The following is a 15,137-nucleotide window of genomic DNA, read 5'->3' as shown; positions in this document are numbered from 1 at the left end:
CTTTAGACTGGCTAAGATTTATGCATACCCCCAATGATTATCGGGTGAGCCGGAAAAACTTTAGCACTTGAATGATATTCTACCAACAAAAAGAAAACCCTCATAAGTACTTAACTTACAAGGGTTTCTTTTGGGGTGGCAGATGGGACTCGAACCCACGACATTCAGAACCACAATCTGACGCTCTAACCAACTGAACTACAGCCACCATGTCTGCGTTTCTCTAACGCGGTGCAAAGATAGATATTATCTTTTAATCTCCAAAAGATTTCACTACTTTTTTTTTGTAAAAAGTATATTCTTTTATTCCCTGATTGTGCTTGTTGAAAAGGGTTCGAGCATCATTTGTGAAGATCTTCAGAGAGTTACGTGCTTGTAAAGGAATTGAATCAGCAGGTAGGTTGACGGGGAGTAATTGATGATTTTTTTTCCCGGACTGAATGGGGCGGGCTGTCCAGACTAAACTATACTCGCAATTATTGAGACGGACTGTGCTGTCTTTTACTAATTCCATTCTTACCATCAGTCCACCATCGGTGCGGCGGGCGGACATATTGGAAATATAATTCCCCAGTGAATAGACTACGAGATGTTTGTCGTTCGTCACGCTGTCTGTGCGAACTTCAATGGGTTGAACTACGTGAGGGTGGGAGCCGATGACATGATTTACTCCTTTTTGAATCAGCCAGTCAGCAAGGAATTTCTGCTCTTTGTCCGGGAGCGACTGGTATTCGATTCCCCAATGCATACAAGCTATGATTGCGTCCGGTTTCATTGCTTTGCTCTCTTCAATATCTTTGGCGATAACTGTTGTATCAATATAGTTCACGATATTGGGAGGAGTAACGGGGATACCGTTTGTGCCATACGTATAGTTGAGCAGGGCGATGCGGAACCCGTTCTTTTCCAATAAAAGAGGATATTTCTTGTCGCGTTCTTCAGTGTTGATATACGTGCCTGCATGTGGAATTTTCAACGAGTCGATAAGTTGAATGGTACGCTCCAGTCCGGATTTGCCACGGTCGAGACTATGATTGTTGGCAGTCACTAAAACATTGAAACCTGCGTCATGAATTGCGGTCAGAAATTCGTCCGGTGCGCTGAAAGCAGGATAACCTTTGTAGGGTTTGCCTCCTAACGTAACTTCCAGATTGGCGATAGCGAGATCGGCTCTCCCTATTTCTTCTTTAACGTACGTAAAACAGGTGGAGTAATCATAGCCGGTTGAGGTTCGTGCAGCGTTGATTTGTCCTTGATGCTGCATGAGGTCACCTACGAAAAGGAGTCGTAGGGTATCAGTGGGGGAAATACTGTCGGTTGCGGAAAGGCTGTCCGACAGGGTATCGATGATAGAATCTCTCTTTGCCTGCGACCGGGAGGTGCAGGACAAAGAGAGAAGTAAAATCATCAGAAACAAGCTATGTTTCATTGATAAATGGCTTTCTTGCCAGCTAAGAGTGTATTTTTCATTAACGATACAATCGTCATCGGTCCAACACCGCCCGGTACGGGAGTGATAAAGGAACATTTTGGGGCAACTTCGTCAAACTTCACGTCACCAGTCAGTTTGAAGCCTGATTTCTTGGTTGCATCCGGCACACGCGTAGTACCTACATCGATAACTACCGCACCTTCTTTCACCATTTCGGCTTTTACAAAGTTGGGTTGTCCCAGGGCAGCGATGATAATATCAGCTTCCTGACATTCTTTTATCAGGTCTTTGCTGCGGCTGTGGCATACCGTCACCGTGGCATCGCCCGGATAGGCTTTCTGCATCATCAGGGCAGCCATCGGTTTGCCGACGATATTGCTACGTCCGAGTACAACACATTTTTTGCCGGAAGTCTCTATTTCGTAACGTTTCAACAATTCGAGGATACCGTTGGGAGTAGCGGATACATAGCACGGAAGTCCGATGGACATACGGCCTACATTGATCGGGTGGAAGCCGTCTACATCTTTACGGTAATCAATCGTTTCAATTACTTTCTGTTCGGAGATATGTTTAGGTAAGGGAAGTTGTACGATAAAGCCGTCTACATCGTCGTCTTCATTCAGTTCGCGTACTTTGGCAAGCAGTTCTTCTTCGGTCACGTCACTTTCATAACGGATGAGGGAGGACTTGAATCCACATACTTCACAGGCTTTTACTTTGGCAGCTACATACGTTTCGCTACCACCATCGTGTCCAACAAGGATAGCCGCCAGATGCGGGCGTTTTCCGCCACGAGCCACAATTTCGGCTACTTCGGCTGCAATCTCTTGTTTCACTTGTTCGGAAATGGCTTTTCCGTCTATCAGAGTCATATTTTCAGAGTATTTATTGGTGATGGGCAAAAGTAAAATAAATAACTGAACTCTCCAAAAGGATTGGAATTTTTGTCAGGAGATGAGCAGTATATTATCAGTTTGTTAGTGGAGAAACTACTTTCTACCGTAGGCTTCCGGATACAAAAAAGAGGAAGTCGAAACTTCCTCTTTTTTGTTATAATCAGTTTGGATCTATTGAATGATTATCTTTTCATTTTAGGCATCATCTTACCCATCTTGCTGCTAGTTACCATCTTCATCATTTTGCGAGTCTGGTCGAACTGTTTCAGCAGGCGGTTTACTTCCTGAATAGTCGTTCCGCTACCTTTGGCGATACGTGTACGACGTGATCCGTTCAGTATTTCCGGGTTGGAACGTTCTGCCGGAGTCATGGAATAGATGATAGCTTCGATGCTTTTGAAAGCATTGTCGTCAATATCAATATCTTTGATTGCCTTTCCTACTCCCGGAATCATGGAGGCAAGGTCTTTCAGATTACCCATTTTCTTGATTTGTGCAATCTGGCTAAGGAAGTCATTGAAGTCGAATTGGTTCTTGGCAATTTTCTTCTGTAAACGTTTAGCCTCTTCTTCATCATATTGTTCCTGTGCACGTTCTACCAATGAAACGATGTCACCCATACCGAGAATACGGTCGGCCATACGGGCAGGGTGGAATTGGTCGATTGCTTCCAGCTTTTCACCTGTACCAACAAATTTGATCGGTTTGTTCACTACCGAACGGATAGAAAGAGCCGCACCACCGCGGGTATCACCATCAAGTTTGGTCAGTACCACACCGTTGAAGTCCAGACGTTCGTTGAATTCTTTAGCCGTGTTTACAGCATCCTGACCGGTCATGGAGTCTACCACGAACAGAATTTCGTTCGGGTTGATTGCTTCTTTGATAGCGGCGATCTCGTTCATCATCTGTTCGTCTACTGCCAGACGTCCGGCTGTATCGACGATAACGAGGTCATATCCTTTGGCTTTAGCTTCCTGAATAGCGTGTTGTGCGATTTCTACCGGATTCTTGCTGTCCAGTTCGCAGTACATCGGTACTTCGATTTGTTCTGCCAATACGCGCAACTGTTCGATAGCTGCCGGACGGTAAACGTCACAAGCCACCAGTAATGGCTTACGGTTTTTCTTGGTTTTCAGCATCCGTGCCAACTTACCAGAGAAGGTGGTCTTACCCGAACCCTGCAAACCTGACATCAGGATAACTGCCGGACGGGCGTCGATATTGATCTCGGCTGTCTCTCCCCCCATCAACTGTGTAAGTTCATCATGTACGATCTTCACCATCAACTGGCTTGGCTTCACAGCCGTAAGCACGTTCTGGCCAAGAGCTTTTTCTTTCACTGTATCCGTGAAATTCTTTGCCACCTTGTAGTTTACGTCGGCGTCGAGAAGTGCTTTACGTACGTCTTTCAGCGTCTCCGCCACGTTGATTTCGGTGATTTTGCCTTCACCTTTCAGAATCTTGAATGACCGTTCTAGTCTTTCACTTAAATTATCGAACATAGTTATTTAATTACGAATTACTAATTACAATTTACTTGGGCGAAAGAGGGACTTTTCCGTCTACTCTTTATTTGAGCTTGCAAATGTACAAAAATCTCTTGTATTTATATCTTTTTATTCTGCCATTTTGCTTTTTTGAGATAAATATAACTTGTTATCAACAGCAAGCTATAATACACAATCTCAATCGTAAAGCAAATTTCGATCGGTGCTTTCAGCCACATTCCGATGAAAATGATGTATGATCCGTAGATGATAATTGTAATCGTTTCGAGCAACAGGGCTGCCTGTGTATTTCCTGTTCCGGAGATACCGTTGAACACTACATTGGCTACGGATGCGATAAGCATGGCAAAACAAATTACATATACCGAAGGTACGGACTCCGTAATGAGTGCGGCTTCACTGGTGTAGATAGAGAGCAGGAACTGCGGAAACAGTGCCGATACCGCTACTAACCCCAGCATGATGAAAAAGGAGAAACGCGCAATTTTATTAATGAGCGGCATCACGTGCTGGATGCCTCCTGCACCAATAGCATTGCTGACAAGACTGTTGGTAGTCGTAGCCAGTGCGTTGACCGGAATCAACAATACGACATAAATACTTCGGACGATATTGGCAATCGCCAGTTCCCGTTGTCCCAACCGTTCTACGGCTACGAAGAAAACAAACCAGGTAGCCATCGACAGGAAATATTGCAGCATGGTGAAGCAGGAGATACTAAGAATCCGCATCAGCAATGCTGGGTCGAATGTGCGCAGGCGGTTCATACCGTATTTCTTTAAATCGACCGTGGCATACGTATAGATGACGAAAAAGAGAATGGAGGAGGCTTCTGCCAGTACGGAAGCAATAGCAGCCCCTTTGATACCCATTTCCGGCAAACCGAACTTTCCGAAGATTAATGCATAGTCCAGTATGACATTGGTTAATGCCATGACAATGGCATTGATGGTTAGCACTTTAGTGCGTGTAATGCCGATATACAATGCCCGGAACATGACATTGATAAAAGAGAAAAAGAATCCGTAAATACGCCAGTCCAGAAACTCCATTGTTCCTTCGTAGATGGATTCTGAAGAAACTAGCAAACGCATGATGTTTCCACCGAATGCCTTGGTGAATCCAAATAGCAGCAGTGCCATCACGAACAGGAACATGACTCCCTGAATCATGACAGGGCCGACATCTGAATAGCGGCCTTCGCCATTGCGTCGCGCTATGACAATCTGCGAACCGGTACTGAATCCGAATGCGATGGTGAATACACATATATAAAATAACCCGCCCATAGCCGATGCTCCAAGAGCTACCTCGCTCACGTGTCCGAGGAATGCTGTGTCGGTGACATTGATGACATTTTGTGCCAGCAAGCTTAGTAGTATCGGGTAACTGACACTCCAAATCTGTTTGTTGGTATACATAATTAAGCGTTTAAGTTTACACTTTGCAAAGATAGTGCTTTATTTCGATTCGAAAGCGATGGGGTAGATGAAAACTATTTCCGGACCTTCGGGAGTTTTATCGTTAGTTGATTCGGAATGAAGCATGTCTCCCTTACGGCTTAATATGAACCGGATGATTCGTGTTTGCCGGTGTTCTTGGGCTATACTAGTGCGCTGCTTGCTTGTAAGTTTGCCAGCGAAAGAACTAAAAAGAGTGAAGATTTCTGTGTCGTCTTCACTCTTTTTTATTATTTATTTTCTTTTGAGTATTTCTCGAACTCCAGGACCTTCGTGGTTAGGGTAGCCGGGAGTATGGTTTCTGCATCGTGGATCAGCATCTACTTTCAAGCTTCGGTAGTCATCTTTTGTGCGGGTGATGTAATCATCAAGCATGGCACGGTGTTCTGCCAGAACTTTACTGTATTTCGGATCTTTGGCGAGATTCTTACGTTCTCCCGGATCTTTTTTCATATCATATAGTTCTTCTCCGTTGCCTTCCAGATAGTGCGTGTATTTGTATCTCGGTCCGCGTACCATACGTCCGGGGGTAACGACATATTCATATTCGCTGTGCCATTCGGAAACTACATAAGGGTGAGTTTTTTTCTGTTTCTCTCCTTTTAATGTAGGTGCGAGACTGATTCCCTGTTTTTCGACCGGAACGGAAATTCCTGCCAAATCACAAAGAGTAGGCAAAAGATCCAGCGTAGGCTGTGTCAATAGTTGATCTACCGGTTTTTTCTGTTGTTTGATGCCGGGACCTGCAAAGATAAACGGAACGTTTGTCATTTCATCATAGAAACTGATATGCTTGGTCACCATACGGTGTGAAGCCATTCCGTCGCCATGATCGGCCATGATAACAACGATGGTGTTTCTTCCGGCAGGAGTGGAGTAAAGAGCTTTTAATACACTGTCTACTTGCTTGGACACCATTTTAGTATAGTGTTGGAAAGCGGCAATGTAATGACGGTAATTCTCTTCATTCCAATGAGAGGCCTGGGTCATGCGGCGATGGCTGCAACAGATGTATTGCACCGGTTTGGGGATATTGTTCCAGTCTTTCACGTCGAAGTTGGCTGGTAGTTCAGGAAGAGTTCCGCTGATGGGGCGGTCGGTATGTACTCCTTCATTTGCTCCTACGAATCCGCAAATGTTGTGAGGGTTCTGAAAATCGGCAATACAGATGAAGGGTTCTTTGGGAGGGTTGCTTAAATAAGCAACAGCGTCTTCGCAGGTTCCTACGTCCAGGAAGCTGTCGTTATTGACCGGGAACTCCGGATCAGTGAATGGTTTGGCTACCGGTTCTTTGTGTTTGAATCCTCTTAGGGAGCCCATGTCGTGTGTTTTTCCGAAGTGTACGGCTTCGTAACCGTTTTCAGAGAAAAGGCTTCCTAATGTAGGTACATTTTCGGGAATACGTGTGTTGATAGGTTCGCTGGAGTTTGAACGCACATTCGTTTGATGAGGTGTCATGCCGCTCCATAAAGCTGCGCGTGAAGGTTGGCTGAGAGGGCAGCCTACATAAGCATTGGAGAAGATAACTCCTCGTGAAGCGACTTCGTCAATAGGGAGGGTGCAGCCTTGTGTTTGCCCGTAAGCTCCCACGACGCGTTGTGTCAAATGGTCGCACTGGATAATCAGGAAATTGGGCTTTTCTTGAGCTTGGGCTGCTACACCGCATAGGGCTAATCCCATGAATGGATAAATAGTTTTCATTACTGGTTAGAATTAAGTAATAGTTGATTTTGAAACAAAAGTAGGAAAAAAGGAAACGCAAAAAAGGGTGAAGTAGTGGTTTTGGACGCAAGTGAAAGTATTTTGTACAAAAATGTAATGTGTGATGGATTATTAGGGAGAACTATTGCTGATGAACGTTGGATTGTGAAGGATGAACGGCAAGTGGTTATTGATTAACGGGGTGGCTAAAAAAGAGAACGGTGAACAAACTGCAATTATCAGGACGCAGTTTGTTCACCGTTCATCATTTATCGTTTACCGCTAATTAGCTGTTCATGCTCATCAGGAATTCATCGTTATCTCTGGTCTTTTCCAAACGGTCTTTAACGAAGTCCATTGCTTCGATCGGATTCATGTCTGCAAGATATTTACGTAATATCCACATGCGGTCAAGAGTTGTCTTATCAAGCAACAGGTCGTCGCGACGAGTGCTGGATGCAGTAATGTTGACTGCCGGGAAGATACGTTTGTTGGACAGGTTGCGGTCGAGCTGCAGCTCCATGTTGCCGGTACCCTTAAATTCTTCGAAGATAACTTCGTCCATTTTAGAACCGGTATCGATCAATGCGGTAGCGATGATGGTCAACGAGCCGCCGTTTTCAATATTACGGGCAGCACCGAAGAAACGTTTAGGTTTGTGAAGTGCATTTGCATCCACACCACCGGAAAGAACTTTACCGGATGCAGGAGATACTGTATTGTATGCACGAGCCAGACGGGTGATAGAATCAAGGAAGATCACTACGTCGTGACCACATTCTACCAAACGTTTTGCCTTTTCCAATACGATACCTGCAATTTTTACGTGACGTTCTGCCGGTTCGTCGAAAGTAGAAGCGATAACTTCTGCATTAACGCTGCGTGCCATATCGGTTACTTCTTCCGGACGTTCGTCAATCAGCAGCATAATCATGTAAACTTCCGGGTGATTGGCTGCAATAGCGTTAGCGATATCTTTCATTAAGATAGTCTTACCTGTCTTTGGCTGGGCAACGATCAAGGCACGTTGTCCTTTACCGATAGGAGCGAAAAGGTCAACAACGCGTGCAGACATGGAGTCTGAATAACCGCCTTTGCAAAGTTTGAACTTTTCATCCGGGAAAAGAGGTGTCAGATGTTCGAAAGGAACACGGTCGCGAACGAAAGCTGCGTCACGTCCGTTAATTTTCGACACTTTTACCAACGGGAAATATTTTTCTCCTTCTTTGGGTGGACGGATAACACCTTCCACTACATCACCGGTTTTCAAACCAAAGAGTTTGATTTGAGATTGTGATACATAAATGTCGTCCGGAGAAGAAAGGTAGTTGTAATCGGAAGAACGGAGGAATCCGTATCCATCCTGCATGATTTCCAGAACGCCTACTCCGTTGAGAATATCATCGAATTCGTAAGGCTTTTCGCGTTCAATAACCTTGCGCTCCTGCTGTTGTTGCTGTTGTGCCGGAAGATTCTCGTTCGCATGGTTTTGCTGAGTGGCACGTGGCATCGGTAAGCGTTGTTGGTTCTGATTCTGAACCTGATTTTGATTATTGTTATTACGTTGGAAATTATTATTGTTGTTATTAGCGTTATTGCTATTATTGTTCACATTGTTATTACCGTTGTTATTGTCGCGTGGACGAACAATACGCGGGCGTTGCTGCTGTGCTTGCTGCTGTTGAGATTGTTGTTGCTGTTGAGGATGAGATGGCTGTTCAGGTGCTGTTTGCACAGGTTCTGTTTTAGTTGCCTCGAATTTGCCGAAGAGTTCGGTAGGAAGCTCTATTTTTTCAGAAGGCAGATCTTCGATTGGAATAAAATCATCATCGTCAACGCTGGATAAGATATTGCTTTCCTCGTCGATAACGGGTGCGGCTTTCTTTTGTGGTTTATCTATAACTTTTTTCTCTGCAACAGGCTTGTTTGGCTCTGCGGCTGGTTTATTTGTTTCTGCAGCCGGTTTGCTTTTTGCTTTCTTTTCAGCAGTCGGCTGTTGTGCTGGAGCAGCTTTTTCTTTTGTTTCAGTAGTTTTCTCTGCAACAACAGGCTTAGTTTCCACCACTTTGGGAGCAGCCGGTGTTACATTTTCTACTTCTTTTTTCTCTTCTGCATCAGCGCTCTTGCGTGGACGGCCCACTTTACGCTTGGGAGCAGTAGTAGCGTTTTCTGCTTTAGCTTCTACAACAGGAGCTTCTTTTTCTTTGTTTGTACTTTCTTCTTTCTTGGAAGGTTGTGGTGCTTTTACAGGAGTGGCTTCTTTTGTTTTATTAACCTCTCCACTCTTTGGTGTGGAAACTACCTTGTCTTCTTTTTTGGTAGGAGCTACCCGTGAACGCTTTTTCTTTTGTTCTTCATTTTTGCGTTCTTCTTTGAGCTTATCTGCGGCAACTTTCTTAGTAGCTCCTACAATAGCCTGTTCATCGAGTATCTTATAAACAAGGTCTTCTTTTTTGTATGAGTCTGCTTTTTTTATGCCTAACTCTTTGGCAATAACTTGAAGTTCCGACAGATTTTTGTCGTTTAATTGGATAATGTTATACATATAGTATGGTAAGTTATTAATATTTCTTTTTTTGCTGAATTACGGACAGCATTACTACAGCTTATGGCTACAGATATGCAAGCATACGTTTTGTTTTTTATTCTGAATTAGGGATGTATATGTTGAATCGTAGAATGTTTCAACGGGGCAAAGATAATAATTTTTTTTGGTTTCATGAACAATCAAACATTTTTTTCCACGTAAAAGTGTATCTTTGCTACATAAAAGAAAATGGTATGACAGTAAATGAAGCTCATTTAATTTATTTTTCGCCTACACACACATCTAAACAAGTTGCGGAAGCGATTGTTCACGGTACGGGCATAAAAAATATCCTTCCTATTAATGTAACGCAGCAAATTGCAGATGAAATCGTGATTCCTGCATCTGCTTTGGCCATTATTGTAGTGCCTGTGTATGGAGGTCATGTCGCTCCTCTGGCAATGGAGCGTTTGCAGTACATCCGGGGAGTGGATACTCCGACCGTTTTGGTGGTGGTGTATGGAAACCGTGCTTATGAAAAAGCTTTAATGGAACTGGATGCTTTTGCTATTCCTCATGGATTGAAAGTGATTGCCGGGGCAACTTTTATTGGAGAACATTCATATAGTACTGATAAACATCCGATTGCGGTGGGACGTCCCGATGAGTCGGATTTAGCCTTTGCTACGGAATTTGGGAAGAAAATCATGGAAAAAATACAGGCTGCTGATAGCATGGATACCCTTTATCCGGTAGACGTACGTGCTATTAAACGTCCGAGCCAGCCATTTTTTCCTTTGTTTCGCTTTTTGAGGAAAGTTATCAAGTTACGTAAAAGTGGAACACCGCTTCCCCGCACTCCTTGGGTGGAGGATGAGAATTTGTGTACCCATTGTGGGTTGTGTGTGGTCCGTTGTCCGGCAGGGGCTATAACGAAAGGGGATGAGCTGCATACAGATGAAGCTAAATGTATCAAGTGTTGTGCCTGTGTAAAAGCCTGCGTTAAGAAAGCACGGGTGTATGATACTCCTTTTGCGGCTTTGTTGTCAGATTGCTTCAAGAAACAGAAATTGCCTCAAACTATTTTGTAGATTACGACACGCTTAGTCGTTTCATCAATACGAAAGCGGTTGTCTGTTCGTTCGCCTATCAGCCACGCAATGTGTTCTCCACAGCAGAGTACCCACTGGCGTTCTTTTTGACTGATAGAAAATTTGCGGTCGGTCAGATAATCGCTTATTTTTTTCTTTCCTTTCATTCCGAAAGGAATAAAAGTGTCTCCTGTCTGCCATTTCCGGTAATGAATATCTCCATTCAGTTTGTCGGCATCAAAACAGGCTATTCCTTTGTCGCGTGGAATTAGGAAATCAGGGGTGTATTCTTTTTCTTCTTTGATGATTTGAAAAGGAGGAAGAATTTCATTTCCCGATTCAATAGCTTCTATTAATAAGAATTCTCTATCTTTTATCACTCTCCATTTTTTACTGCAAAATTGTTTGCCCGGTTGGCTGTGAAGCGAAAAGGCAATATCTTTGATTTGTGCAGAATTGAAGCCTAGAGGATGCAAGATTTCGAATAGAATAGCTTCGGGTGCCGGTTCCTTTACTAAATCACTGATTCGGATACCTTCTGTCGTTACAATATTATTTTTGGTTTCCTCTATGCATTTATTATATATGGTAGCTACATCATTCAGATAATTGCTCGTGTCTATCAGATTCTTTTTGACTGACGGATTGATTTCTTGCATAAGAGGAAGGAGATTGAGTCGGATTTTGTTACGGGTATATTCGTCTTCCAGATTGGTACTGTCTGTTACATAATCTTGTCCGATGCTCTCCAGATAATGAATGATATCTTCCCGATTGACGCAAAGCAGAGGCCGCACGATTGCTCCGTTGCGGGGGCGGATTCCTAATAAACCGGTAATTCCTGTACCTCGAATCAGATTGAGTAGTATGGTTTCTACGCTATCATCCTGATGATGTGCTACGGCGATCACATCTGCCTGGCATTCTTTTCTCGTTTTCTCGAACCAGTCATAGCGTAATTCCCGTGCAGCCATTTCAATCGAAATCTGTTTTTTCTTTGCGTATTGTGTCGTGTTAAAATCAATTGTATGCAAATGGATTCCGGTTCTTTTGCAAAGTTGGCGGACAAACAGTTCATCCCGGTCTGATTCTTCGCCTCGCAGGTGGAAATTACAGTGTGCGGCTTCGCAATGATAACCTGCTGTGTGCAGAATACATAGCAGCGCCACCGAGTCGGCACCGCCACTCAATGCAATCAGGACTTTGGCATCCAGTGAGAACAAATGTTCTTTTTCTATATATTTTGTAACGCGTTGTTGTATCATATCTGCAAAGATACGAGTTTATCAATAAGTTTTTTTATTTTTCCTAAATCTTTTGGAGGAGGAAAATGACTGCTATTTAAAAACATTCTAAATAATTTGCGTGCTCCGAAGTTATGAATTATCTTTGCCGAAAATTTTGAGAGTTATGCGTTTGTCCGAATTAAAAACAGGAGAAAAAGGTGTTATTGTAAAGGTATTGGGGCACGGTGGTTTTCGTAAACGTATTGTGGAGATGGGCTTCATTAAAGGTAAAACGGTTGAAGTGCTGTTGAACGCTCCCCTAAAAGATCCCATAAAATATAAAGTCTTAGGTTATGAAATATCTCTTCGTCGTCAGGAAGCTGAAATGATCGAAGTAATCAGCGAGGAGGAGGCAAAAGAACTGGCTGAAAAGACTGTTTATCATGAAGGATTACCCGAAGACCTTTCAGTAAAAGAAGAAGATATGAAACGGTTGGCGTTAGGTAAACGTCGCACCATCAATGTTGCCTTGGTCGGAAATCCGAACAGTGGCAAGACTTCTTTGTTTAATCTTGCGTCCGGTGCTCATGAGCATGTAGGCAATTACAGCGGTGTGACCGTGGATGCCAAAGAAGGTTATTTTGACTTCGAAGGTTATCATTTCCGTATTGTCGATCTGCCGGGAACTTATTCTTTATCTGCTTATACGCCGGAAGAAATCTATGTTCGCCATCATATTATCGATGAAACTCCTGACGTGATTATTAATGTCGTCGATTCTTCTAATCTGGAGCGAAACTTATATCTGACTACTCAATTGATAGACATGAATGTCCGCATGGTAGTGGCTCTGAATATCTATGATGAATTGGAAGCCAGTGGAAATACATTGGATTACCATTTGTTGAGCAAGTTGTTCGGGGTGCCGATGCTGCCTACTGCCAGTAAGAAAAATCGTGGATTGGATACGTTGTTTCATGTAGTTATCAATCTGTATGAAGGAGTAGACTTCTTCGATAAACAGGGAAACATGAATCCGGAAGTTCTCAAAGACTTGACTGAATGGCATGACTCTTTGGAAGACCGTAAGAACCATGAGGAAGAGCATCTGGAAGATTATGTGCGTGAACATAAAAAGACGGGGCGTGTCTTCCGGCATATTCATATAAATCACGGTCCTGATATAGAAAAAGCGATTGAGGCTGTAAAAAGTGAAGTGTCCAAGAACGAGTTTATCCGGCATAAATATTCTACCCGTTTCCTCTCCATTAAATTGTTGGAGAATGATCCTGACATTGAGCGTATTGTACGCACATTGCCGAATGCGGATGAAATTTTCCATGTCCGCGACAAGATGTCGAAGCGTGTTCAGGAGACAATGAATGAGGATTGTGAATCGGCTATTACTGATGCTAAATATGGATTTATCAGTGGTGCGTTGAAAGAAACGTTCACGGATAATCATCTGGAACAGGCGCAGACAACAAAGGTACTGGATTCGATTGTAACTCATCGTGTCTGGGGATTTCCTATTTTCTTTCTTTTTATGTATCTGATGTTTGAAGGTACATTTGTCATTGGCGAATATCCGATGATGGGAATTGAATGGATGGTAGAGCAGCTTGGTGAATTGCTGCGCAATAATATGTCGGAAGGTCCATTTAAAGATCTGCTGATTGATGGAATTATCGGTGGGGTAGGAGCTGTCATTGTTTTCTTACCGAATATCCTGATTCTGTATTTCTGTATTTCTATCATGGAGGATTCTGGTTATATGGCTCGTGCGGCTTTTATCATGGATAAGATCATGCATAAAATGGGGTTGCACGGAAAGTCGTTTATTCCTCTGATTATGGGATTCGGATGTAATGTGCCTGCGATTATAGCGTCCCGTACTATTGAGAACCGGAAGAGTCGTCTCATTACCATGTTGGTGAATCCATTGATGTCTTGTAGTGCGCGTCTGCCGATTTATTTATTGTTGGTGGGTGCTTTCTTCCCGAACAATGCAAGTTTGGTGCTGTTAAGTATCTATGTGATTGGTATTGTGCTGGCTGTGGTAATGGCTCGCTTGTTTAGCAAGTTTCTGATAAAGGGTGATGATACGCCGTTTGTGATGGAGCTTCCTCCTTACCGAATGCCGACAGCGAAGTCTATCTTCCGTCATACATGGGAAAAGGGAGCGCAGTATCTGAAAAAGATGGGCGGAATTATTATGATTGCTTCTATTATTATCTGGTTTCTGGGATATTATCCGAATCATGATGCTTATGAAACGGTTGCCGAACAGCAGGAAAATTCTTATATCGGTCAGTTGGGGCGCGGAATAGAGCCGGTAATAAAGCCATTGGGATTTGATTGGAAATTAGGTATTGGCTTGCTTTCCGGTGTAGGGGCGAAAGAATTGGTGGTAAGTACGTTAGGCGTTTTGTATGCAGATGATCCGGATGCTGACTCGGTGAGTTTGGCAGAACGTATTCCGATTACTCCATTGGTCGCTTTTTGTTATATGCTGTTTGTATTGATTTACTTCCCGTGTATTGCGGCGTTGGCGGCTATCAAACAGGAATCGGGTAGTTGGAAATGGGCGCTTTTTGCTGCCTGCTATACAACGGCATTAGCTTGGCTTGTATCATTTGCTGTTTATCAGATTGGAGGATTGTTTGTATGAATAATTGGCAAGAGTGGGTAGTCGGAGTACTCGTTGTGCTCTGCATTGCCCGTGTTGTATATGGAATATTTCTTTTTTTTCGTCGTACGCGGGAAAATCAGAATCCTTGTGACAGCTGCGTAAGTGGCTGTGAACTAAAGGATATGATGGAGAAGAAACGCAGAGAGTGTGATGTAAAGAAAAAAAGTACAAAGAAAAATTGCTGCGGATAGTTGGTAGTTTCAAAATTTGTACTACCTTTGCAACCGCAAACGAGAAATAATGGTTCCTTGGATGAGTGGCTTAGTCAGCGGTCTGCAAAACCGTGTACGGCGGTTCGAATCCGCCAGGAACCTCAACTATCACTTTGAAGCCCTTGAAAGTCAAGCACTTTCAAGGGCTTATTTTTTACGGAGACCGTTTCGGGGGACCACTTGAAAATTCGAGAATATTCCCGCATTATGGTATGGTATAATAGGCACTGTATTTAATTCTTTATTTTAGGCTTTTCCCTATCGACAATTATAGTATTCACTAGTTTTTTATGATTTTCCTGCGTTACTTTTGTTATAAACCAAAAGAAAAACGGCTCAGTCTGAAACCTTGGGGGATTGCGTTAAAATTCTTATTTTTGCATCAT

10 protein-coding genes and 2 tRNA genes are annotated in these 15,137 nt (G+C 43.3%); 4 read left to right on the top strand and 8 right to left on the bottom strand.

Going from position 1 to position 15,137, the window contains the following annotated elements; genetic code table 11:
* Positions 1–131: 131 nt before the first annotated feature.
* The 7 genes from DW862_RS24940 to rho form a co-directional block, all read right to left on the bottom strand.
* Positions 132–208, bottom strand: a tRNA-His gene (locus tag DW862_RS24940).
* 45 nt (positions 209–253) lie between these two features.
* The gene (locus DW862_RS24935; RefSeq protein WP_008017588.1) at positions 254–1,429 is read right to left on the bottom strand and encodes a CapA family protein; all 1,176 of its coding nucleotides are present in this window, start codon (positions 1,427–1,429) and stop codon (positions 254–256) included.
* The gene (folD, locus tag DW862_RS24930) at positions 1,426–2,307 is read right to left on the bottom strand and encodes a bifunctional methylenetetrahydrofolate dehydrogenase/methenyltetrahydrofolate cyclohydrolase FolD (protein ID WP_004312924.1); all 882 of its coding nucleotides are present in this window, start codon (positions 2,305–2,307) and stop codon (positions 1,426–1,428) included. Before folD ends, DW862_RS24935 begins: the two co-directional genes overlap by 4 nt.
* A 206-nt stretch (positions 2,308–2,513) precedes the next feature.
* On the bottom strand, positions 2,514–3,836 hold the full coding sequence (gene ffh / locus DW862_RS24925) for a signal recognition particle protein (RefSeq protein ID WP_004312925.1): 1,323 nt from the start codon (positions 3,834–3,836) through the stop codon (positions 2,514–2,516).
* Between the two features lie 104 nt (positions 3,837–3,940).
* On the bottom strand, positions 3,941–5,263 hold the full coding sequence (locus DW862_RS24920) for an MATE family efflux transporter (protein WP_117683716.1): 1,323 nt from the start codon (positions 5,261–5,263) through the stop codon (positions 3,941–3,943).
* Between the two features lie 273 nt (positions 5,264–5,536).
* Positions 5,537–7,003 carry a sulfatase gene (locus DW862_RS24915; protein WP_165861976.1) on the bottom strand — a complete coding sequence of 489 codons (1,467 nt, stop codon included), beginning with the start codon at positions 7,001–7,003 and terminating at the stop codon, positions 5,537–5,539.
* 286 nt (positions 7,004–7,289) lie between these two features.
* Positions 7,290–9,548: a transcription termination factor Rho gene (gene rho / locus DW862_RS24910; protein WP_015532994.1), complete on the bottom strand. Its 2,259-nt coding sequence runs from the start codon at positions 9,546–9,548 to the stop codon at positions 7,290–7,292.
* A gap of 236 nt (positions 9,549–9,784) precedes the next feature.
* Between rho and DW862_RS24905 the strand changes: the two genes are divergently transcribed.
* Positions 9,785–10,621 (top strand): 4Fe-4S binding protein, encoded by an 837-nt coding sequence (locus DW862_RS24905; protein ID WP_004312931.1) that lies wholly within the window; start codon positions 9,785–9,787, stop codon positions 10,619–10,621.
* On the opposite strand, the gene tilS is transcribed toward DW862_RS24905, so the two are convergent.
* The gene (gene tilS, locus DW862_RS24900; protein ID WP_008025826.1) at positions 10,606–11,886 is read right to left on the bottom strand and encodes a tRNA lysidine(34) synthetase TilS; all 1,281 of its coding nucleotides are present in this window, start codon (positions 11,884–11,886) and stop codon (positions 10,606–10,608) included. The genes DW862_RS24905 and tilS overlap by 16 nt on opposite strands.
* A 145-nt stretch (positions 11,887–12,031) precedes the next feature.
* Between tilS and feoB the strand changes: the two genes are divergently transcribed.
* The 3 genes from feoB (at position 12,032) to DW862_RS24885 (ending at position 14,853) form a co-directional block, all read left to right on the top strand.
* Positions 12,032–14,518, top strand: a complete 2,487-nt coding sequence (feoB, locus tag DW862_RS24895) for a ferrous iron transport protein B (RefSeq protein ID WP_087323664.1) — start codon at positions 12,032–12,034, stop codon at positions 14,516–14,518.
* Positions 14,515–14,730: a hypothetical protein gene (locus DW862_RS24890; protein WP_004312937.1), complete on the top strand. Its 216-nt coding sequence runs from the start codon at positions 14,515–14,517 to the stop codon at positions 14,728–14,730. Before feoB ends, DW862_RS24890 begins: the two co-directional genes overlap by 4 nt.
* Before the next feature lie 51 nt (positions 14,731–14,781).
* Positions 14,782–14,853: transfer RNA gene (locus tag DW862_RS24885), tRNA-Cys, on the top strand.
* The last annotated feature ends 284 nt before the right edge of the window (positions 14,854–15,137 follow it).

The sequence above is a fragment of the Bacteroides sp. AM37-9 genome, from assembly GCF_003603455.1.
In the GTDB taxonomy this organism is placed as follows: Bacteria; Bacteroidota; Bacteroidia; order Bacteroidales; family Bacteroidaceae; genus Bacteroides; species Bacteroides xylanisolvens.
Note: the sequence above shows the minus strand (reverse complement) of the source record. Positions and strands in the feature narration are given on the sequence as shown.